The following is a 22599-nucleotide window of genomic DNA, read 5'->3' as shown; positions in this document are numbered from 1 at the left end:
AATTTATTAAAATTCTTTAATTTATAGCATGCAGTTCGCATATAAGATGCTTCATGATTTTAAAATTAAACAGCTTGAACCAAAGAGAGCAGACTTTATGAAAGGACATTTAAAACAAGTATATGGTGCATATTTAAGCACCATATACTAAAAATTAATTTATTTATTATTCAAAGATGACTTTATAAAATCTCTAAATAGTGGATGAGGTCTATTAGGTCTTGATTTTAATTCTGGATGAAATTGTACACCTACAAACCATGGATGATCCTTTACTTCAACTATTTCAACAAGCTTTGAATCAGGACTTATACCGGTTAAAATGAGTCCAGCATCGGTAAGTGCTTTTCTATATTCGTTATTAAATTCATATCTATGTCTATGTCTTTCGTATATTATTTCTTCATTATATGCATTATATGCGTTTGTATCTTTAGATAATTTACATGGATATAGTCCAAGTCTCATAGTTCCACCTTTTTCATCTATATCCTTTTGATCTGGCATTAAATCTATTACAGGAAATTTAGTATCTGGATCTATTTCCGAACTATGTGCACCCTTATAGCCAAGTACATTTCTTGCAAATTCAATTACAGCACACTGCATTCCAAGGCATATTCCAAAGAATGGTACTTTATTCTCCCTAACCCATCTAACTGCTTCTATTTTACCTTCTATTCCCCTATCACCAAATCCACCTGGAACTAGTACTCCATCTACATCCTTAAGATATTCGCCTACATTATCTTTTGTAATTTCAACAGCATTTATCCATTTTATTTTGACATTTGCATCATTTGCATATCCACCGTGGTTTAATGCCTCTACTACAGAAATATATGCATCATGAAGTTCAACATATTTTCCAACCAATCCTATGGTTACAGTTTTAGATAAATTTTTTATCTTACTTACCATACTGGACCATTCTGTATTATCACTTTCACCGCAAACTAAACTTAATTTTTTACAAACCAAGTCATCTAATCCTTCTTTGTGTAACATTAGAGGTACTTCATATAAATTTTCTGCATCTAAATTTTGAATTACAGAATCACCATCTACATTACAAAATAATCCTATTTTGCCCTTAAGTTCATCAGAAAGAGGTTTTTCAGATCTGCAAACTATTATGTCTGGCTGAATGCCTATTCCTCTTAATTCCTTTACAGAGTGTTGAGTTGGTTTAGTTTTTAATTCACCTGATTTTTCTAGGTATGGCACTAAAGTAACATGTATAAAACACACATTATCTGTACCAACATCATATTTTATCTGTCTTATAGCTTCCAAGAAAGGTAATGACTCAATATCTCCTATTGTTCCACCAATCTCTGTAATTACAACATCGACATCTCTTTCTTTAGCTACTCTATAGACTCTAGATTTAATTTCATTGGTTATATGAGGTATAACTTGGACTGTTCCCCCCAAATAATCTCCTTTTCTCTCCTTGGAAATTACGGACCAGTATATCTTTCCTGTTGTTACATTATTATTTTTTCCTAAATTTTCATCGATAAATCTCTCATAATGTCCTAAATCCAAATCAGTTTCTGCACCATCATCAGTAACAAAAACCTCCCCATGTTGGTATGGACTCATTGTTCCCGGATCTATATTTATATATGGATCAAACTTTTGTATTGAAACTTTAAGTCCTCTATTTTTTAAAAGTCTTCCTAATGAAGCTGATGTTATTCCTTTTCCTAAAGAAGACACTACTCCTCCAGTAACAAATATATATTTTGTACTCATAAAAATCCTGCTTTCTTAAATTGAAGCAGTCTTCACCCCCTAATTGTATAGTCTAGAAAATAAATTTTCATTTAAATCTTAGAGTATGCATATATGTAAATTTTATTTAGTAAAAATCCTATTTTTGCTAACTATTATTGACAAGATACTTGAATAGATTTATAATAAAAATTACCCTTAATAAATATAATGGTATTTTTGTGTTTTAAAACATACTTAATATATTAACACATTTTTATTTCATATGCTATAGTTTTTTTATTTTTGCTTAAAATTAACTATATAATATTTTTTCTACCTTTCAATTAGTTCTTCAGCTTCAAAGTACATATCCCTTATCTTTCTATTTATCAATAATTTTTCTTCTGCTCTCCTCAAGTTATTATTCATTCTCTTTTTATTTATGTTTGGAAAATCTTTACTCAACATATCTACATCGCAGCATCTATATCTTTTGATAAGAAGAAACAATAAATATTTACATTCATTATCCTTCAATATTTCAACAAGTTCATTTCTGTTTATATTTTTATACTTACACAAAATTTCTATTATTCTCTCATACCTTATATTCTTATCCATAAAATACTTTTTCAATATTATCACCTTCTAAACTCAATCATCGTCTTAACTGTAATAATATCCACTTTTAAAAATTGTAAACTTATTTTACGAACACTAAATATTATATAACACAAAAATACAGTGAAAAAATGTTACTCTTCACTGTACTTTTACATTTATCATTAGCTTTGTATACTGCGGGCTTTGTCCCGATAAACTCATATTATAATCTATCGTTACATCTCCGCCATTTTCATTTATGTCAGTTTTAATTTTAATGGTATCTATTTTGAGTTCTATAGTACCATATGGAGTATTGTACATGGAAATATTTTCCTTGCATCCACTAAACTCCATCTTAGCCGTCGTATTTCCAGTCCTGATTAAAAGTAACTTTTGTCCACTTATTTTAAGTGTTGTAGTTGTATCTTCCATTCCAGATATTTTTGTTTCCTTATATACCGCATAATAAACGCTGCCTTTTTTATAAAAATATCCTGGTGTAACAACTTCAATAATGTCACTATCATCTTTAATTTGCCTGCTTGTAACAGTTATAATTGCTTTTCTCTTCAACAATAATCACCTTCAGATTATACTAAATATTATCATATTATATATTCGTCTATTTCTTCGTCGGCTCCAGGTTTTACCTCAATATGATTGTCTAATTCATGTTTAAAGTATCCATATTTTATCTTAAGTTTATCTTCATTTTTTCCCTTACAATACCTTCCGGCTACTTTAGCAGCTATTTCTATGTCTTTTTCACTTGGTTTACCATGTACTATTACCATTGATCCATTAAAATCTTCTGCCAAAAATATTAATTCATTCTCCGTTAAAAGATTTTTAATTTCATCTGCCTCATCTTTTGTTCTCGTTGATATGATTTTAGCACTTTCAGATGTTCTAAAATGTCTTCCAATCTTAAGCATTTCCAGCTCATATTCATCAGGTGAATTATTATATTTCAAAAGATCCTTTAACCTTTTAGCATAATTTGGTTCAGTTAATTTACACCCACCTGCTGGAGACGGATAATCTTTTATTCCCCATTTATCAGCTAATTCCATTTGAACCTTTCTATTTCTACCAGATATATCTAAAAGTTTTTCTCTATCAACTAATCCATTTAACTCCATCTCTGTAGGATTTAAATTTTTAGCACATAAAGGTCTCAATATTTTATCACTAAATCCAGATTCCTTTTTCACTACATCAAGTGATGACCTGTTTTGAGACATAGGTCTTTGATTTAATACTTCTCCTGTTATAATAAACTTAGCCCCATACTTTTCCATAAGGTTACCAGCATACCTCATCATCATAGCATGACAATCTATACATGGGTTCATGTTTTTACCATATCCATGTTTGGGATTTTTCACAAGTTCAAGATGTTCTTTAGAAAAATCTATTACTTCTAGTGGAACACCAATTTGTTTAGACATCCTAATGGCATTTTCAGGTCCAAAAAAATATGACTTAAAACATATTCCAAGCACATCTATTCCCTGATCCTTCATAAGTTTAGCTGCCAATAAACTATCTAATCCCCCAGACATTAATGCAAGTGCTTTTGTCATCATTATCACCTTTCTATTTGTAAGTTATGAGATCATATCATAAATTTTATTTATAAATAATAGTTTAATTAATTTTCAACATTTTAGCAACCATAATAAACTATAATTCGAAATTAAAAAATATTGCGATGCAATATTTTTTGAGAGGACAGGAAACATAAGATAGAGGACATAGGACAGAGGACAATTGACAGAGAAGGAGGATTTTTCTCCGCTGCGCTTACGAAAAATCTTTAATTTAAAAGAAACCCATGTTCTTTTGTTTCTTAAGGAGTACACTCCTAAATAAGCAGGCATCTAAAATCTATGATTTTTAGATGCCTGCTTAAGCGATGTTTTGCATTAGCAAAACAAACCTAAAAAATAAATTAGTTTTCTGACGTAAGGAAGAAAACTTACCTTCATTGTCCTCTGTCCTTTGTCCTCTGTCCTCTGTTTTTTATGTCATCTGTCCTCTGTTTTTTTATGTCCTATGTCCTCTGTTTTTATGTCCTTATCCTACATTGCTAGTGCACCATTAGGCGTATTTAAAATTTGAAGTATTCTCTGTTCTTTTCCAGTTTCAGCATTTACATATACTACATATTGATCATTATCATATGTTCCAGAAAATTCATAGCAAAGTACCTCTCTATTGGATTCAGTAGGAATAATAGCAAGCTTTGTGCTAGTTACATTAAGTTTCCTGCCAACCTTTTCTCTAGCTTGATCTTGTGTTACTTTAGGTATTGGTATGTTTCTATTTTCCTCATGAGATATAAGATATTTTTCTGATTCAATTCCTATTATGTTTCCATTATCTAATGCTACTTTAATTTTTATTTGATCTGGATATATTGTTACATTTTGTTGTCTATAAACATAATTTATTACAATTGAACTGCCATAGTTCATGGTATATGTTGGTGCCATGTTTTTATATCCTATATTATTTAAATACTTACTTCCTATATCAACTGCCTTTTTTGCATCAATAGTTTTATTACCTATAGGTCTATCATCAATTAAATATAATACTTTTCCACCCTTCTTAGTTATTTCACATACAATTCTTTGATTACTGTCTTTTCTATCTTTAACTGCTATAGAAAATCTGTAAGTATCTATTTTTTCTTTACCTTGATTACCTTTTAACTCTATCTGCTGTACTCTATCCTTACCTACAACATTTCTGGCAATTTGTTCTGCCTCTTTGCTTGAAACCTGTCTTTGTGAGTTTATCTTAGGTGCTGCACTTACAACATTATCAGAAAAAGGTCCATCATATATTAGTGCAGGATAATCAGTTACTTGTTTTTGTATAGCAGCAAATCTTTCATCTAAAAGATCACTTTGATTACTTGCAAGAACCCCACTAGTTCTTTTCCTTATTTCTCCCCACCTAACATTTCCTTCATTTATTTGATCCGATATACCTTTTAATTGCTGTTCCAATGAAAATGACTCATTTTTCAGTCTGTTTATAGCTGCATAATCTTTATCTGTTAATTGTCTTCCTTCCGATGATGCTTTAGCTAGATTGTAACAAAAATCACCTACTTGAGCTAAAAACTTACTCGTAGCTCCAGATTCCTGTTCCGTTATAGGCAGTGCATGAAGTTTGTCATTAGCCATGCTTGAATATCTAAATATGTCATCAAAGGCAGTGATACTTTGCTCACTTGAACCTACTACAGCTGCTTTTCCTAAACTTACTCTTATGTTTTGAACTGAATTTATTAAATCGTACATGTTTCTACTGTATTCAGCTTGTAAATAATTTCTATAATCTGTTCTCTCTAAAGTCATAAGTATTGCAAAAGTAGTTGAAAATACTACTATCAATGTAACTATTGATGTATATATTATTCTTTTTTTTGAAAATTTCATATATATTCCTCCTATTTGTATTAATAGCACAAATCATAAATTACTTATATTATCTATATTTAATTCCTTAGTTATACATTAATTTAAAGCATATTATCCATAATAATAAGGTAACTATTATATGAAATATTTTTCAATTATATTGACTAAATAATTGTTTTAGTTCACTATATAAGTAAAATGCCAATTAATATTAATAGCATAAAATAATCATTAAATACTATAAAAACTTATACTATATTTTTATTTTTTTATTATACTAAATATATAAGATTACACTTTACTTATATTAATTTTTTCTTAAATGTTTATTAAATTAGTTTATTATTGTCTTTATATCCTATATAATGTTATTACATACTTAACCAGAAGGTGATTTAATGCGAGCATTAATTCTTTCCGTTTCTGCTGGTGGTGGTCACAGCCATGCTGCGGAAGCATTAAGGGATTATATCGAATCAGAACTTTCTAATTCTGATATTAAAATTATTGATACATTAAAATATATAAATCCAATAATAGACAAAGTCGTTATTGGTAGTTATTTAAAGAGTTTAAAAGTTACACCATCACTATATGGTAAAATCTATACATATTCTGAAGGTGACTACAATAAAATTGCTACAACTATAAGTTCTAAATTTAATGAGATTATGACTTATAAGTTAGTCCCTTTAATATCAGAGTTTAATCCTGATATAATAATATCCACACATCCATTTCCAACAGAAATGGATTCAATAATGAAAGTTAAATACAACATAATGATACCGTGTATTACAATAATTACAGATTATTATCCACATGGTTCATGGTTACATCCGTATATCGATGCATATGTTGTGTCAAATCAAGATATGATATACGACATGGTATCAAAGGGAATCCCTAAAAATACAATTTATAATTTAGGCATACCTGTCAAACCTGACTTTTTAGAAAAATACGACAAAAAAACCACCTTAGAAGAGTTAGACTTAGACTCAAACAAAACTACTATATTGGTTATGGGTGGAAGTTTAGGCATGGGTAAAATTAAAGATGTATGCGAGCAATTAGATAAATTAGCTATGGATATACAAATTGCAGTTATAACTGGTAAAAACCAGAAACTCTATGAAAGTTTAATGAAATTGAAAAAAAACTTTTCAAAGAAAACTCGTATAATAGGATTTACAGATAAAGTTAATAAATATATGCAAGCTAGTGATTTACTTTTAACTAAACCCGGCGGACTTACTGTAACAGAAGCATTAATATGTAAAATACCAATGGGTATTTTTTCTCCAATACCGGGTCAAGAAGAAAAAAATGCAGAATTTCTTATAAAAAATAACTTAGCAATAAGTATATCCGATATAAGTTTATGCAAAGATGTGATAGAAGATTTACTTAATTGCCCAGAAAAATTACAGACTATGAAAGATAATTGTAATAAATTTTCAAAACCAGACAGCGGCAAAAACATAGTTAAATTAATCAAATACCTACTACAAAATAAATCAAACAAAATGATAATAAAAAGCTCTGATAAAGTACCATCTAAAGACAATGCTGTAAAAACTTTTTTTAAAACTGTTCAAAATTATGTACTAAAAACAGCAAGTAAAATTTTTGTGGAAAGTTAAAGAATCCAGAACTTAATTTACTGGATTCTTTTATTTTTAATCATTTCTACTAACTTAAGTTTAACCTTAATATCATTATCTGAATTATTTATTCTATTATCTATCGACTTATATTCTTCCTCTGTCAAAACTTTCTTCATATCTTTTTCCGTCTGTTCATATGATGCTTCTCCTTTTGTAATATCCACAAAACACAGAGGGGGAAACATTACACACCACCAATTTTGTCCCTTTCCACTTCCTATAATTATTCTATAAGCCTCGTAATTTCCTTGAGGTAGAGTAATATTACCATAAGTCTTTACAGGAAAATTTTCATTTGACAGCATAGTCTTAACTTCATAATTATATCCATTTTCTCTTACAACATCTCTTGCTATCTTATTTATCTTATCATCGTTTGCCAATAATATTTTTCTTGATTCATCTATACTCTTGCAGTTTTTGAGCTTTGGCTGTATATATTTCAAGACACTATCTCTTACTTTTAATTTCAACTGCTGGTCACTTTTTAAATCACTATTTGCTATTACATGAAATCTTATTATCTTGGAAGAAATATCTTGCTGCGAACTTTGACTCTTCACCTTGTTTTCAAAGATACATCCGAATATAATTAAAATACCTATAAAAATACATAATATTTTTTTCATTACTTGCATCCCCCATTTTTAATTTTAAAAAATTGATTACAAGCTTGTACATATCAAATTTCTTTAATTACAGTAATTTCATTTGAATATATTAGTATTATTTACACTATTTGTAATTATATTCACTTATGGTAATATTTTTACATATGCTATTTTATCGCTCCTATTCTTCTAACTTTTGTGTTAATGTTTACATTTATTTGTGCATTTTTGTATGCTTCAGACCAATTATCCTTATTTTGTTTCCACAGTGCAGGATGATATTTTTCCACATGTTCTCTCAACCCTATTGGATCAACCTCAGATTGCTGTTGGGTTATTTTTACCGATTGTTCACATTCTTTTCGTATAGATGTATTAAAATCTTCTTCTATGGAACTTATGACATCTTCTGAAAATAACTGGTTACCGGCATAATAATTTTTTATTTGACCTTCTAAGTTTACATCTATATCAAATATCAATTTATTATCTGCGCTTCTGACTTTTATTTTTCTATCTGAACCATCTATTGTAATATCTACGGGATGGCCTTCCCTATATATTACCTTTGTTCCCCCTTGAAACTCACCCCTTAATATTTTTAGATCCGAGGTTTGACTATTAGTTAAAAATCCTTTTAATTTATAATCTTTAATTATTCCAGAGCCTGAAATTTTGAGTTCTTTTTTATCATTATCCATTTTCATGCTGGGAAGTATTGAGTTACTATTTTGGTTAAGTAACTTTAGAAAATCATTTAAAGTTATAACTACAAATGTATTATTTCTTTGATTACTTTCCATTAATCCAAGAATATAGTTCTCAAAACTTTTTTCCGAAGTAGGTTTATATTTTAAATAATCCTCAGCTTTACCCTGAGCTATAGCTAAATACATCGTCCTGTCCAGTGCGGGCTGTCTTTGCAGATAATCAACTATTTCTTTAAATGTTTCAGGATACGTTAACAAATTGCTGCCGAGTATAAGAAGTTTCATATGACTAAACGTAATCTCCCTACTGGTTTTAGTATTAGCTTTATTTATAGCATCCTGCATAGAGTATGCATCAGAATTAATATATACATCTTGAGCTGCGCCGCCTTTCTCAGGTCCCAACTTACTTATATCTGGCAAGCCAAATGTTACATGTATCCTCTTTAAATTCATTCCTGTAAATGGTTCATTAGATTTTAATTTTTTAAGTTCCTTTTCTTTACCTATATCCTCTCCTGCATCTATTCCTATTACAGATACAAAACTTTTCTGATTTATTTCAACTTTATCCCAGCATCCAGTTAATGTAATCATAATTAATAGTAAAGAAATCATTTTAAGAAACTTATTCATCTGTTTACCACCTTCTTTTTTTTGTGTTTAAATCCTGAAATCAAATAAAGTAGTAAAGGAAGTAAAATTAAAGATATAAATCCAAATATGCTATCTACTTTTGCAAGTGCATTATTAACATCTGCTATATTGGGATAATATATTGCCATACAATATATAAGTGGTGCTATTATTATAGGTGAAAACTTTATGCTGCCTAATTTTAATGTATCCTTTGTTATATCTGAAACTAAGTAACATATATTTGCAAAGCTTGTAAAATAGAATATAACCCACAGCGACATAATTATACCGTCCCATCTTTCCATAAGTGCACCTGGTATGTTTATACACTTTACCATAGATATAGTAGGCCATAACATTATTTTGCTTTGATCCTTGGTAAGTACAGCTAGTGTAAAAACCACTATAAGAGCATAAAATATTGTTACAAATCCTATACTTTTTAGCACCGTCTTAGGTATATCATTTTTATTTTTCACAAATGGGCAAATTAAATATATTACCTGCAGTCCTGTAAAGCTGTAAATTGTAGCTTGAATTGCCTTTATGTAATCTGCAGGTGTATTGGATAATACAGGTAGTACATTTGTAAAGTCAGCCTTGTTTAAACTAAATATCATTATAAAAACGGCTGCAAAAATCATAATCCAGAGAGTTATTTCATTGAATTTTACTAAATCGTCAACGCTTGATCTTATCATGTAAGTTCCGACTAGTATAGTTACAATTAATATAAATTCTGTTGGAGTTTTTTCAAGCAGATACATTTTTAAAACTTCCGTAAACATCCTCATTTGCAGTGATATAAACATTAAATTATATATTATAAAAAATATACTTATTATAAAACCAAGTATCTTTCCAAAGTTATTAGTAATTATATTGTAAAACCCGCCGTAATCATTAATTTCTATAACTCTATAAGTTATATAGATTATAAGGAACCATATTATTCCCTCTACTAGCGCTATAATCCAACCATCTGTTCCGACAGTGCTAGCAAGTTCCCTAGGATAAGAAAATGCAGGAACCCCAATTATTGCAGTAATAATAGTAGCAAATAATCCGTGATGATTTATAAATTCCTTATTTTCCATAACGCAATTTACACCTCTATTTCTGTCTTATCTTGTCTTGGGTTCTCATATAATTTGGTCTTCTTTTAAAATGTTTTATTGATATTTTCACAAGCAAGTCTTTAAAGTCATTAGAATTCGGCTTAACTACAGGAGAAAGATAAGGTACACCAAAACTTTTAAGTCTTACAAGATGAATTAATATAAATATTAAACCTATTATTATTCCATAAAGTCCTGCTATTGCAGCAGTTATTATGAGAAAAAGCCTTAAAATTCTAAATGCGGAACTCATGCCGTAATTTGGAGTAGTGAAACTTGTTAGTGCTGTAATAGATACTATAATTATCATTACTGGACTAACTATATTAGCACTTACTGCTGCTTGCCCTATTATAAGTCCTCCTACTATTCCTACGGTTGCACCTACTGCTTTTGGTAATCTAGCTACACCCTCTAATAAGAACGCAAGACTTATTTCCATAATTATTGCTTCAATAAAAGCAGGGAAAGGTACTCCCTCTCTAGTCGAAGCGATAAAGTAAGCTAATTTTGTAGGAATTATGGAAGTATGAAATGAAGTAACTGCTACATACAGAGAAGGTAAAAGCAGTGATACAAATATGGAAAGAAACCTTATAATCCTGCTCATAGAACCATAAACCCACCTTTGATAATAATCATCTGGTGATTGAAACATATTAGCAAAGGTTGTTGGAACTATGAGTACAAAAGGGGAGTTATCAACTAATATGGCAATTCTTCCTTCATATAAGGCTGCAGCTACTACATCTGGTCTTTCTGTACTTTGTATTTGCGGAAATACAGACCATTCATTCTCCTCTATAAACTGCTCTATATACCCACTGTCTAAAATAGCATCTATACTTACTTTATCCAATCTATCATTTAACTCTTTTAGGATATTTTTATTCACAATATCGTCTATATAAGCTATAACTACATCAGTTTTAGATCTTGTTCCCATACTCCTTGAAGTTAATTTGAGCCTTGTATCTTTTATTCTTCTTCTTATCAAGGCTGTATTAAACCTTATAGTTTCAGTGAATCCATCTCTTCCACCTCTTATTGTAGTTTCACCAGATGGCTCTCCTACACTTCTACTAGGCCAAGCACGTGTGGATATAACATAGCATATATCCAAACCATCTATCATCATTAACGTGTCACCAGAAAGTACTGCATTGATTCCTTCACTCAACTTTTTAACTTCTTTTAAATCAGATACAGTAAGTAAAGTATCCTTTATATCTTTAATATCTCTAACTTCGTTTACTGCAAGCATTAAATTTTCTAGTATATAATCATCTAAAAGAATCTTATCGCTCATACCATCTATATAAGTTAAGGCAGCTTTAAACTTTCCTATGTAAAATTGCCTAAAAACCATGTCAGAGTTTCCCTCAAATATTTCTTTTACATAATCCTGATTTTTATCAACTTTTACTGAAATTTCATCCCTAATATTTTCTTTCAACAATTATCACTTCCTAATTTAATAGCATATTTATAAAAAACTGTACTAATAGAGAAACTTAGTTATTAAATAAAGTATTATAGATATTAATATAACAACTATTCCAATAAGCCTTGATTTCATTGCTAGCTTATTTTTATTTAACTTTTTAAATTTTGCATAATCTATTGAACTAAGTACACTTCCCTGTATAAGCATGAGTATCAAAAAATACTTATCAAATAAACCTAATATCCTCATAATCTAACTCCTCGCATATGTTCTCAACTTATTTTTTACATTAATAAATTTATTTATTCACTAAAGTCCAATATAAAAAGAGCTTTTGAATTTCTTCAAAAGCTCAAACTATTATATACTTTTATATTGTTCTTGTTATAAAAGTTTCTTCATATCTTTTCTTCATTTTATCATAGCACAATTGTGCTTTAAACATATCATCAAAGAATCCAAATACAGTAGGACCGCTTCCGCTCATAAGGCTTCCTAATGCACCATCTTTAATCATCTGCTGCTTTATATTCTTTATTATAATATGTTTATTTAAAGTAACATTCTCAAGTACATTTTGCATATTTTTAGAAAGAGTCACTATATCATCTCTTTCTATACACTTCAGCATTAAATCCGTATTAGGGTGTTTTTCCACCTTATCTATATTAAAACTTTTATAAACTTCTCCTGTAGAAATACCAAATGGTGGTTTTATTATCACTAATATTTTACCTTTAAAGCTTTTAAGTTTTCTCACCTTTTCTCCTATACCTTCACATAATGCAGTTCCACCAATTAGGCAATAAGGTATATCTGCCCCAATATTTAATCCTAATTTGGCGAGCTCATTATCCTTTATATTAGGTTTATAAAGCCTTCTAAGTGCTAGAAGTACTGCTGCTGCATCGGTACTGCCTCCCGCAAGTCCTGCCGATACTGGTATAAATTTTGCAATATTTATACTTACCCCAGAATTTATATTATATGTTTTTAAAAAAATATCTGCAGCCTTATATGCTAAATTTCTACTATCAGTTGGTAAATACGGTTTATTACAAGTTAAATTTATTCCCTCATCAGCTTTATTTACATCTATTAAATCATATAATTCAATTCTTTGCATTATAGTTTTCAAAAGATGATATCCATCTTCCCTTTCTCCAACTATATCTAGAGATAAATTTATCTTAGCAAACGCTCTTATTACCATTTTCATCCTCCAAGTTTAACAAATATAATTAAATAATTAACTAATGTTGTTCAATGAGTAAAATTTACATTAACCAACTTAAGTATTATAATACAATATTAAAATTAAAGCTATATTGTGAAATTAAGTTATTTCATAATATAGCTTTAATTAACCTAATGTTTTAAACTATAGCTTTAGATTTCAGTTTTAATTTAGTATCTTTAACTTTATCTCTTATAATCCCCATAAGAGGTTCTAATTTTTCAAAGAATATTATAATCAAATCCCCTTCTTCTGAATTGTCTATGGCCTTTTCTAAAGCATATCTCTCATCTAAAATTACTTCTGCTTTTTCTTTATTGAATCCAGAACTAATTACTCCTTTTTTCAATATGTCAGCTATTTCTCCTTCTTTTCTTCCTCTTCTATCCTTATCTTCTTTTATATATATATAGTCAAAACTTTGTCCTGATATTTTTCCTATTTTCTCAACACTTTCATCTGTTCTGTCACCTGGAACTCCTATTATTCCAACTAACCTTTTATGTTCAATATTATTTACTCCCTTAAGTACGGCCTTATACGCTTCTATATTATGACCATAATCTAGAACAACTCGAGCCCCATTTACATTATAAACATTAAATCTTCCAGGATTGAAGTTCTTATCACATCCAAACGTCATAAGCCCTAATTTTATAGCAGCATAGTCTACATTCAAAGCTATGAGAGCTGCACATGCAGCCATAGAATTTTCTATATTATAAGCTAATTTGCCGCCTAAAGTAATCTTTATATCATTAATATTTATTATTGGAATTATACTATTATTTTTTTCTACATATATAATTTCATCATGTAAATATACTCCATACCCTCCGCAGTTTATATTTTCTCTGAGTGCGCGGTTATCCTTATGCATTGAAAACATAATTATATTACTTTTCATGTTCTTTATTATACTTAAGCTTACTTTATCGTCTGCATTTATTACTACATATCCATCATCTTTTACTGCTTCTCCCACAAGGGACTTTACAGAAGCCAAATCTTCCATAGTATTTATACCACCTATTCCTAAGTGATCCTCTGTAATGTTAGTTATAACACCAACATCAGCTAAATCATATGCAAGACCTCGCCTTATTATACCACCTCTAGCAGTTTCAAGCACTGCTGCATCAACTTCTTTATTTGTAAGTACAGTTATTGCACTATCATAGCCTGTAGTATCTCCTTTATCTATACATTCATCATTTATATATACTCCCCCAGTAGTTGTCATTCCAACATGGTGCTTTTTTAATTTTAAGACATGACCTATTAATCTCGTTGTAGTAGTCTTTCCATTGGTACCAGTAACAGAAACTATAGGTATACTTCTAGGAATATCTTTAAACATCATATCAACTATAGCACCTGCCACATTTCTACTCTTACCTTCACTTGGATAGTGATGCATTCTAATTCCTGGTACTGCATTCACTTCTATTATAGCTCCATCTTCTTTTAAAGACTTTTTTATATCCTTACAGCGTACATCTATACCACATACATCGAGTCCAATTGCTTTGGCTGCTCTTTCGCATACTTCAATATTTTCCTTAGATATATCATCTGTACAATCAATTGCCTTACCACCAGTTGATAAATTTGCACTTTCTCTTAAGATAAGCTTTTGTTTATCCTTAAGTACATCATCTAACTCGTATCCACCCCTTGCTATACAAGCTTTGAGCTCACTATCAATTTTTATCTTTGTAAGAGGTTTCTCATGTCCTTCTCCCCTCATCTTATCTTGATTTAATTTCTCAATGAGCTGTCTTACAGTACTTACACCATCACCTATAACATAAGGTAATACTTTTTCAGATACAGCTGCTACTTTTCCATCTACAACACATACTCTATAATCTCTTCCAACTATATTTTCCTCTATTATTATTTCATCAAACTTCTTACTTAATGCAGTGTATATCCTTACAAGTTCCTTTTCATTTTTTATATTTACATAAACGCCCTTACCTTGATTACCATGTCTTGGTTTCAAGACTACAGGATATCCTATTTTATCTGCCTTAAATAGTAATTCTAAAGGATTTCTAACTATACTGCCTCTTGCAGCAGGCAGACATTGATTATATAGAATTTCCTTGGTCAAAGCTTTATCACAAGCAATATCTACAGCCGCCGCTTTTGTATTATCAGTAATCGTTGCTTCTATTGTTCTACTGTACTTGCCGTATCCCAATTGAAACACGCTGCAGCTTTCTCCTAATCTCATAGCAGGTATTCCTCTTGCTTTAGCTTCATTTACTATAGCTAATGTACTTGGTCCTAACTCTTCTTCTTTTAACGTATCCATTAGCATTTTTCTATACATTTCAATATTAAAATAATCTTTGTTTATCAATGAATTTATAAGTTTTACTGCAGCCCCAGCAGATTCTAGAGCAGTATTTTTATATATATATTCAAATATAATATAGTATTTGTCATTTTCTATTTCGCGTGCTTTTCCATATGAAACATCAATTCCCAACATATTTTGAATTGCAAGTATTATATGTTCACATACATGCGCAAGGTATGTTCCTTCTATTAATCTTTTTTCGAAACCACCTTCTTCATCTATACCGCATCTATGCTCTTTAAGCTTTGGTATTATCTGTAATAGCCTATTGTTAAAGTTATCTATATCCTTAGTAGGAATATTGCTGTATCCTTCCAAATCCACATATAATTTTACACACTTCCTATGTGAATATATATTCCTCCCGCTATAAACCCTAAAACCTTCAATTTTCATTTTTATATGTGTTTTCCTCCTCTTAGTTAACTATATATTTTACTTCTATCAGCCTAAACTGCTATAACATTTTTTTAAGTTTAAATTATAAAAATCACCATTTTTAAGTATATGCAGTTTGACATTGAAAATAGACAGTATATCGTCTGGATACTGTTCAGATACATTAGTGTGTTCTATATTGCTTCCATCTATTACATACACGGCCCCTGATCCTATAACTCTAAATTCTCCCTTGTTATCTACTACTATAGCTGTATCCTCATCTATACCAATACCTAAGCTTTCTGGATTTTCAGCAATACCTACCATGAGTCTTCCTATTCTTCCTCTTTGAGCAAAATGTTGGTCTATAATAACTCCTTTAATAAGACCTAATCCCGGTGCCATTTTTAAAGTACACTTTCTAGGTGATTCCTCGTCAGGTCCCGTTACTATCATAGTATCACTCATAACAGATGCTCCTGCAGAAGTTCCAACAAAAATACATCCTTCATTATATATTCTCTGTATAACCTTATATAAAGGGGTTCCTCCTATCAAGCTAGTTATTCTAAGCTGATCTCCTCCTGTAAAAAAGACAAGTGAAGCATCTTCTATGATCTTTATATTATTTATATCATAAGCATCCTCCCTATCCTTGATATTTAATATTTGAACATTCTTAACATTTAGAGCCTGGAATATTTGTTTATATTCATCTCCCAATTCCTCTGGAAGCTCTGAAGCTACTGTTGCTACTACAAGTATATCTTTCCCTTTATCTATTTTATTGCATACTTCTTTAAGTATAGTTTTACTTCCATGTTTATCTTCAGCCCCGCCAATTATTATTAAATTGCCTTCAGTTTTTTCTTCCAAAGCTCAACACCCTTTCATATAGATATTTTTTATTTTTACCATACTTTTAATTATTATACATGCCAGTACAATTTGCGCTGCATACGCAGGAGGTAATGATTACAAAAAAAATAGAGTTTTATTTAGTATAAATGTAACTAAATAAAACTCTAACAATTTTTAATTTCAAAGTATTGGATTTTTTAATGGCACTATTTTATATAATTGCCCTTCCTGGAATTATGAGTTTGTCTCCAACCTTTATTACATCAGGATCTTCTATATCATTTAATTTAACTAATGCTTCTACAGTAGTATAGTATTTTTTTGCTATTTTCCAAAGAGTATCACCATGTTCAACAACATATATTGTCAAGCTTGCCTTTTTCTTTGGAATTTCTTCTTCTACTGGAACTATGTCAACTAAAAACTCTCTATGGGTTAAATAATTAACTCTAGCATACACTTCAACTACTGCTTTTACACTTATTCTATCAAGTTCTATAGAAGCTTCTATATTCTCCAAGGAAACCTTTGCTATACACTGCATATCAATTTTGCATTCAGGTATCTCTACTCCACAGCTAAATGGTATTTCCTCATTTATAGTATAAAATCCCTTTTCTTCATCCATAGTCTTATATAATATTCCAACATTTAGCACTCCATCAACTATGACTTTATCCTCTACTAGTTTTTTATCAGCAACAGACACATCACCAGAACACATAATTATCTTTGATACTTTAGGTAAACTATCGTCTAATTCTATATCTTCTTTTATTATATCCTGATAAGTAGCTTGCCCATGCATAACATTTAGCTGATAATCCTTTTTAGTCATTTCTAAAAGTGTTGTAGGTGAATATGCATCTTGGATTATATCTAGTTCCTGTTTAGCCATAACTTTTGTATCAGCTTTTATCAAAGCCTCTACATCTATTACTCTATCTTCACCAAGATCATCTTCCTTTACATTATATTCAACTGCATCAATTTTAAAATCAGTATAACTTTCCATAGATGGATTTACACCATCTAAATCAAGTTCTTTCGAAATCGGGACTTCTTCTTTCATATAAACTATATCCTTTGTATCTTTGCCTCTATATAATACACATATTGCTGCATAAGCACTTATAGAAATCTTATTTTCAATTAGCTTTACTTCTTTTTTACGCAGTTCTATATTGTTTTCAAGTATACTTCCTATTTGAAGATTTTCCATTGGTACTTTAATGCTGCATTTAGCTATAAGATCTCCGGATACATTTCCCATAATCTTATCTACAGCTCCCGGATTCTTTAACATTTGAACATCTTCTGAGCCAGTAACATCTTTTATTACTTCAAATTCATAGTTTTTATAAACTTCTGCCTTCAATTTTATAATTCCTTCAATAGACACTTTTCTCTCATTTACTATCATGCACTTCATATGTTCTATATAACAGCTTGAATCACAGTGCATTTTATGTTCTACTTCTGGAAGCTCTATATAATTAGAAAATTTACCTGGATATGTTACTCCATATATTCCTGAACCTTCATCTTCTTTTGCCAAATATAATATTGTATAATCTACTTGTCCTTCTACAAAGACTTTATCCTTCATAACTTCAGTATTTATAATACGCGGATTGGAATTTAACATTAAAATTTCATCTACATCAGGATTAGTATCGGGTATTACATATTCGGATTTAACTACTGTATCACAAAAGTTTTCACCCAACAGCTGCTCACATTCTATGTTTTCCTTGACCATATCCATAAATACATTACATCTCCCTTCAATTAAAGACCTACTACTTATTTATATATGTTTTCATAAATAAATATGATAAAAAAGTTACTCGTAAGACTATTTAATTGAAGATACTATTTATGAACTTTTTTTAATAATTTTACATTGTGCTGCTTATTGATATTGACATTTGCTGAACTTTGACATATCATAAAAGTGGTTGTTGACCATATAACCTCTCATAAATTCTCAATACCCTTTTTATACCATAGTTGAAAGATGGATGCTACCATCTTTCTTTTATTTTAGAATAAAAAATTGGTACTAATAAGTACCAGCTTTATGCTGAAAATACCAGTTGTACTGTCTTTGTTAAAACATCAGAATAACTATAAGTGACTTTCCTTTGGGTGTCATTTTCCAACCTAATTACAAATATACTAGGATAAGCTTTTTCAATTACTCCACTATTGATAAATACCTTTCTCCTACCACCATTTGCTTTTAAGGTTACCTTATCGCCAACATGACCTTCAATATCTTTTCTTATTGTGGCCAATACATTTCCTCTTTGCATATATTTAAACACCCTCTTTCCACAATCTATATTATATATCCTAATATATATAATGTCAACTAAACATTATATTTTACAGTTAACAAATTGTTTTGTCAATGTTAATTTTTTGTAAATAGCTTAAAATATTCGGATTAATACCACAAGAAGTATTATTCCCTTATACTTTCTTATATATACAGTTTATTTAAAGTATTTACACATAAGATGATTTTGGAAAACCTTCTCTATATTTTCCCCTAGTCTGCAATCCACCAATTCCTTTTGTACCTGTTATAGTGTTCTCTAACGCTTCCTGTATTGACACAACTTTGCTTATATTTGTATACGCTATCTTTTCACATAAAAACACTGGATCTAGACAATGAATTAACACCCTACTTGGAGAACTTGCAAAATTTGCACCTGCATCTAATATAGCTTCGTAACATGATTGACATGCTCCTGCAAATATAACTAAATCATCATAGTTTGCTTCATAATTTCTAAGCTGTGTCACAGTTTCAACAAAGAACTTTGAATTTTTATAGTTATTTATATTCATATAATCCGTTGTTCCTTTTGTAATTGAATCATGCCCCGTAATTACAACTATATCAGGTCTGAACTTCTTTACTAAATCTAAAACAACTTTAGCTTGTTCTTCTTCCTTTACAGTTTGACCTACTACTTCAAGCATCAATTGTTTATAAACCTTTAAGCATACATCTAAATAATCAGGATCTCCATCTACATGAAGTATTCTTCCAGGTCTTCCAAATGCAAGATCCTTTTTATCAGATTCTCTAGACATTCTAAAGCTTTTGTTTACATTATCTCTGGTCATTAAAATATTTTTAATTGAACTATTTACCTTTCTATTAAATAATCGTTCATACTTTGTTAATGAGTCTTGTGGAACAATTTTTAAATCTTCTTCTGGAGAATCTGCAATTATTCTCAAGTTCATTCCCTTCAAAGTGCATATAGTAGTATTCTTAGAGTGTATAATGTTGATAATTTTAAAAGTAATATCTTCACCATAAGATTTTCTTACAACTATATCTCCTATTTTCATATTTATTACCCTCTCCACATTAATATAAACTCATTATATAGTATGATATCGCATATAAAATAGTGCTTTTAAAGGTAATATAAAATAAACATATGGTAAATACTTGTATAACACGTATTTACCATATGTCCGCTTTTATATCACATAATTTCCTCTTTTTGATTATACATGTCCTTAAACTGTTCAATAAACTTGGTATACTTTTCTTTTTCAGAAATTAACTCCTCCATTTTATTATTAAAGGTATTAACAGCCCAATTAACTTCATTATAGTAATATCTATTTGCAAGTCTCCAAAAGCGCTGTGGAAATAGCAAAAACGCAAATAATATCCTATATTCCTCTTCCTCAAGCTGACTTACACTATTATAAGAGTCAAGTATGAGTTTAGCACATTTTATATTCCAATCTGTTCTCTTAAGAACTTTCATCATGAAAGCAGATATATCATATGACCTAAGTTCTCTTTTGCAATAATCAAAGTCTATAACATTTACTTCATCGTTTTTATCAATTATTATATTATGATAAGTAAAATCGTGATGGCAAAAAGATTTTTCCTTTTCAGCAAATTCACATAAGTCGGCGTACTTTGAATCATTTAATACTGCCACTGCTCTTCTACCTAATTGTTTGTAAAATTCTACATTCTGTATATAGTTTAAGTCAAAACTTCCTTTATTATTTTTCCTTCTGCCCATATCCCTCATTTTATCAAGAGCTTTTATTCTCTTTTCCATAAGACCCGGCCATCTTCCTAAATCAGTTTTTAACTTGCTATTTTCCGGTGGTTCATACCCCTTGGATGCTATGTGCATGTTAGCCAAACATTTAGCTGCCTTTACTAAGTCATCTTTATTTTTAAAATCACACTCTCTTCCATCTATCCATTCAGAAAGAGTGTATATATCCTCATTTACAAGTGCAAATGGCTTTCCCTCTACATTCAGTGAGTACTTATCAACTCTTGGGAATCCATTATTTATCAAATGTTCTTTGGCGCCATATACGAATAAAAGTTTTTGAACCCCATAATTTATTTTTTTTAAACATTTAGTTCCTACATTCGTTTTTAAGAGATATACTCCTTTGTTAGGCCTTATACTTTCAATTTTAACTCCAAATTGTCTTTCTATTTCAAACTCTCTCATCATGTTAATCACCCCTATATATTTATATGAAATGTCAATGTACTTTAGAAGAATATTAACATTTTGAAATATTATTTAATATAATGAAATGTAACACAAATTTGAAAGGAATAGTTTTATGAAAATTGGTATTGACAGTAGAGCAGCAAAATTATATAGAGGTACAGGGATAGGTACTTACACTTATCAATTAATCAACTGCTTAAATAAAATTGATAGCATTAATAAATACTTACTATTTATACCTAAAAATTGTACTTACAATATACCTTTAAAAAGCAACTTTTGTGTTAATGATATTATTGACGATAATAAGAATAACTTTTGGGATGAAGTTAATATCCCAAATATATTAAAAAATAAAGACATAGAACTATACCACGTTCCTCAGAATGGTATAGGATTACCCGAAGATAAAAATTGTAATTTTGTTATAACTCTTCATGATATCATACCATACAAAATGCCAGAAACAGTAAGCAAAAATTATTTAAAAATATTTAGAGAAAAAATTCCTCAAATTTTACCTAAGTGTGATGGAATAATCACTGTTTCTAATTATTCTAAGCAGGATATTATAAAAACCCTTAACTTCCCTGCTGATAAAATATATGTTACTCATCTTGCTGCAGAAGAAATATATAAACCAATTGATAAACTGGTAAGTAAAAATGTCATTAAAAAATTCTATTCAATTAATGATGATTTTATACTTTATGTAGGAGGTTTTAGTCCAAGAAAAAATATATTAGGATTAATTAATGCATTTAATATATTTTCATGTAAATATAAAAAGAACATAAAACTTGTAATAGCCGGCAGACGCGGTCCTTCTTACAGTATATATAAGGAAAGGGTTCATAAACTTAATATTGACGATAAGGTTATTTTTCCTGGATTTATATCAATAGAACATTTACCATACTTATATAATGCAGCTGAATTATTTGTATATCCTTCTTTTTATGAAGGATTTGGTTTGCCGCCAATTGAAGCCATGTCATGTGGAATTCCTGTAATAGCATCCAACACTACTTCAATCCCTGAGGTTGCCAATGGAAGTGCTCTACTTGTAGATCCAAACAATACAGAGCTTTTAAGTGAACTTATTTTAAAAGTCATACTTGATGAAAAACTCAAAAATAAATTAATCACGTTGGGCTTAGCTAGAGCTTCTGGACTAACATGGCAAAAAACAGCTAGAAATACACTTATAGCCTATAATAAAGTGCTAAATAAATTATAAAATTTAAAAACCTCTAA

At 29.8% G+C, this 22599-nt stretch carries 19 protein-coding genes; 2 read left to right on the top strand and 17 right to left on the bottom strand.

All coding sequences use genetic code 11. The annotated features are described in order from the left end of the window. Positions 1-159: 159 nt before the first annotated feature. The 5 genes from EBB51_RS00830 to ypeB all read right to left on the bottom strand — a co-directional run bounded on the left by EBB51_RS00830 (position 160) and on the right by ypeB (position 5783). Positions 160-1761 carry a CTP synthase gene (locus EBB51_RS00830; RefSeq protein ID WP_123052708.1) on the bottom strand — a complete coding sequence of 534 codons (1602 nt, stop codon included), beginning with the start codon at positions 1759-1761 and terminating at the stop codon, positions 160-162. A 294-nt stretch (positions 1762-2055) separates the two neighbouring features. Further along, positions 2056-2358 (bottom strand): ribose-5-phosphate isomerase, encoded by a 303-nt coding sequence (locus EBB51_RS00825; protein WP_243103880.1) that lies wholly within the window; start codon positions 2356-2358, stop codon positions 2056-2058. Positions 2359-2484: 126 nt separating this feature from the next. After that, complete coding sequence (locus tag EBB51_RS00820; RefSeq protein ID WP_123052707.1) at positions 2485-2901, bottom strand: DUF1934 domain-containing protein; 417 nt, start codon at positions 2899-2901, stop codon at positions 2485-2487. Between the two features lie 32 nt (positions 2902-2933). Next, the gene (locus EBB51_RS00815) at positions 2934-3914 is read right to left on the bottom strand and encodes a tRNA 4-thiouridine(8) synthase ThiI (protein WP_123052706.1); all 981 of its coding nucleotides are present in this window, start codon (positions 3912-3914) and stop codon (positions 2934-2936) included. 498 nt (positions 3915-4412) lie between these two features. After that, on the bottom strand, positions 4413-5783 hold the full coding sequence (ypeB, locus tag EBB51_RS00810; RefSeq protein ID WP_123052705.1) for a germination protein YpeB: 1371 nt from the start codon (positions 5781-5783) through the stop codon (positions 4413-4415). Between the two features lie 380 nt (positions 5784-6163). Here ypeB and EBB51_RS00805 point away from each other — a divergent pair, with 380 nt between their 5' ends. Continuing rightward, positions 6164-7411: a glycosyltransferase gene (locus EBB51_RS00805; RefSeq protein WP_123052704.1), complete on the top strand. Its 1248-nt coding sequence runs from the start codon at positions 6164-6166 to the stop codon at positions 7409-7411. A 17-nt stretch (positions 7412-7428) separates the two neighbouring features. Here the strand turns inward: EBB51_RS00805 and spoIIR are convergent, their stop codons facing one another. The 12 genes from spoIIR to EBB51_RS00750 all read right to left on the bottom strand — a co-directional run bounded on the left by spoIIR (position 7429) and on the right by EBB51_RS00750 (position 21339). Beyond that, positions 7429-8064: a stage II sporulation protein R gene (spoIIR, locus tag EBB51_RS00800; protein ID WP_123052703.1), complete on the bottom strand. Its 636-nt coding sequence runs from the start codon at positions 8062-8064 to the stop codon at positions 7429-7431. A 149-nt stretch (positions 8065-8213) separates the two neighbouring features. Beyond that, positions 8214-9392, bottom strand: coding sequence for a Ger(x)C family spore germination protein (locus EBB51_RS13780; protein WP_243103878.1), 1179 nt, complete (start codon positions 9390-9392; stop codon positions 8214-8216). Further along, positions 9389-10492, bottom strand: a complete 1104-nt coding sequence (locus EBB51_RS13775; protein ID WP_243103875.1) for an endospore germination permease — start codon at positions 10490-10492, stop codon at positions 9389-9391. Before EBB51_RS13775 ends, EBB51_RS13780 begins: the two co-directional genes overlap by 4 nt. Before the next feature lie 16 nt (positions 10493-10508). Further along, the gene (locus tag EBB51_RS00790; protein ID WP_123052702.1) at positions 10509-11969 is read right to left on the bottom strand and encodes a spore germination protein; all 1461 of its coding nucleotides are present in this window, start codon (positions 11967-11969) and stop codon (positions 10509-10511) included. A gap of 45 nt (positions 11970-12014) precedes the next feature. Continuing rightward, positions 12015-12209, bottom strand: a complete 195-nt coding sequence (locus tag EBB51_RS00785) for a CLC_0170 family protein (protein ID WP_190285296.1) — start codon at positions 12207-12209, stop codon at positions 12015-12017. Positions 12210-12330: 121 nt separating this feature from the next. Next, entirely contained in the window at positions 12331-13173 is an 843-nt protein-coding gene (ispE, locus tag EBB51_RS00780; protein WP_123052700.1) for a 4-(cytidine 5'-diphospho)-2-C-methyl-D-erythritol kinase, read from the bottom strand. Between the two features lie 163 nt (positions 13174-13336). After that, positions 13337-15964 carry a cyanophycin synthetase gene (gene cphA / locus EBB51_RS00775; protein ID WP_123052699.1) on the bottom strand — a complete coding sequence of 876 codons (2628 nt, stop codon included), beginning with the start codon at positions 15962-15964 and terminating at the stop codon, positions 13337-13339. Between the two features lie 48 nt (positions 15965-16012). Further along, positions 16013-16825: a cyanophycinase gene (locus tag EBB51_RS00770; protein WP_123052698.1), complete on the bottom strand. Its 813-nt coding sequence runs from the start codon at positions 16823-16825 to the stop codon at positions 16013-16015. Between the two features lie 196 nt (positions 16826-17021). Beyond that, on the bottom strand, positions 17022-18578 hold the full coding sequence (locus EBB51_RS00765; protein ID WP_123052697.1) for an SPOCS domain-containing protein: 1557 nt from the start codon (positions 18576-18578) through the stop codon (positions 17022-17024). Between the two features lie 313 nt (positions 18579-18891). Continuing rightward, on the bottom strand, positions 18892-19128 hold the full coding sequence (locus EBB51_RS00760; protein ID WP_123052696.1) for a Veg family protein: 237 nt from the start codon (positions 19126-19128) through the stop codon (positions 18892-18894). Positions 19129-19324: 196 nt separating this feature from the next. Further along, a complete protein-coding gene (gene yabG, locus EBB51_RS00755; protein WP_123052695.1) occupies positions 19325-20185 on the bottom strand; it encodes a sporulation peptidase YabG in 861 nt (286 codons plus the stop codon). Between the two features lie 140 nt (positions 20186-20325). Then, positions 20326-21339, bottom strand: a complete 1014-nt coding sequence (locus EBB51_RS00750; RefSeq protein ID WP_123052694.1) for a CotS family spore coat protein — start codon at positions 21337-21339, stop codon at positions 20326-20328. 115 nt (positions 21340-21454) lie between these two features. On the opposite strand from EBB51_RS00750, the gene EBB51_RS00745 reads away from it, so the two are divergent. Beyond that, positions 21455-22582, top strand: a complete 1128-nt coding sequence (locus EBB51_RS00745; RefSeq protein WP_123052693.1) for a glycosyltransferase family 1 protein — start codon at positions 21455-21457, stop codon at positions 22580-22582. Positions 22583-22599: the final 17 nt, after the last annotated feature.

Origin of the sequence: Clostridium sp. JN-1 (genome assembly GCF_003718715.1) — a bacterium.
In the GTDB taxonomy this organism is placed as follows: Bacteria; Bacillota; Clostridia; order Clostridiales; family Clostridiaceae; genus Clostridium_AV.
This window is presented reverse-complemented; position numbering and strand designations above follow the sequence as displayed.

Bases quoted from the DNA above. Each gene is read 5' to 3' on its own strand.
- ypeB (WP_123052705.1), bottom strand. From the start codon at position 5,783: ATGAAATTTTCAAAAAAAAGAATAATATATACATCAATAGTTACATTG.
- EBB51_RS13780 (WP_243103878.1), bottom strand. From the start codon at position 9,392: ATGAATAAGTTTCTTAAAATGATTTCTTTACTATTAATTATGATTACA.
- EBB51_RS00750 (WP_123052694.1), bottom strand. From the start codon at position 21,339: ATGATGAGAGAGTTTGAAATAGAAAGACAATTTGGAGTTAAAATTGAA.
- ispE (WP_123052700.1), bottom strand. From the start codon at position 13,173: ATGGTAATAAGAGCGTTTGCTAAGATAAATTTATCTCTAGATATAGTT.
- yabG (WP_123052695.1), bottom strand. From the start codon at position 20,185: ATGAAAATAGGAGATATAGTTGTAAGAAAATCTTATGGTGAAGATATT.
- cphA (WP_123052699.1), bottom strand. From the start codon at position 15,964: ATGAAAATTGAAGGTTTTAGGGTTTATAGCGGGAGGAATATATATTCA.
- EBB51_RS00765 (WP_123052697.1), bottom strand. From the start codon at position 18,578: ATGGATATGGTCAAGGAAAACATAGAATGTGAGCAGCTGTTGGGTGAA.
- EBB51_RS13775 (WP_243103875.1), bottom strand. From the start codon at position 10,492: ATGGAAAATAAGGAATTTATAAATCATCACGGATTATTTGCTACTATT.
- EBB51_RS00830 (WP_123052708.1), bottom strand. From the start codon at position 1,761: ATGAGTACAAAATATATATTTGTTACTGGAGGAGTAGTGTCTTCTTTA.
- EBB51_RS00760 (WP_123052696.1), bottom strand. From the start codon at position 19,128: ATGCAAAGAGGAAATGTATTGGCCACAATAAGAAAAGATATTGAAGGT.
- spoIIR (WP_123052703.1), bottom strand. From the start codon at position 8,064: ATGAAAAAAATATTATGTATTTTTATAGGTATTTTAATTATATTCGGA.
- EBB51_RS00815 (WP_123052706.1), bottom strand. From the start codon at position 3,914: ATGACAAAAGCACTTGCATTAATGTCTGGGGGATTAGATAGTTTATTG.
- EBB51_RS00785 (WP_190285296.1), bottom strand. From the start codon at position 12,209: ATGAGGATATTAGGTTTATTTGATAAGTATTTTTTGATACTCATGCTT.
- EBB51_RS00805 (WP_123052704.1), top strand. From the start codon at position 6,164: ATGCGAGCATTAATTCTTTCCGTTTCTGCTGGTGGTGGTCACAGCCAT.
- EBB51_RS00745 (WP_123052693.1), top strand. From the start codon at position 21,455: ATGAAAATTGGTATTGACAGTAGAGCAGCAAAATTATATAGAGGTACA.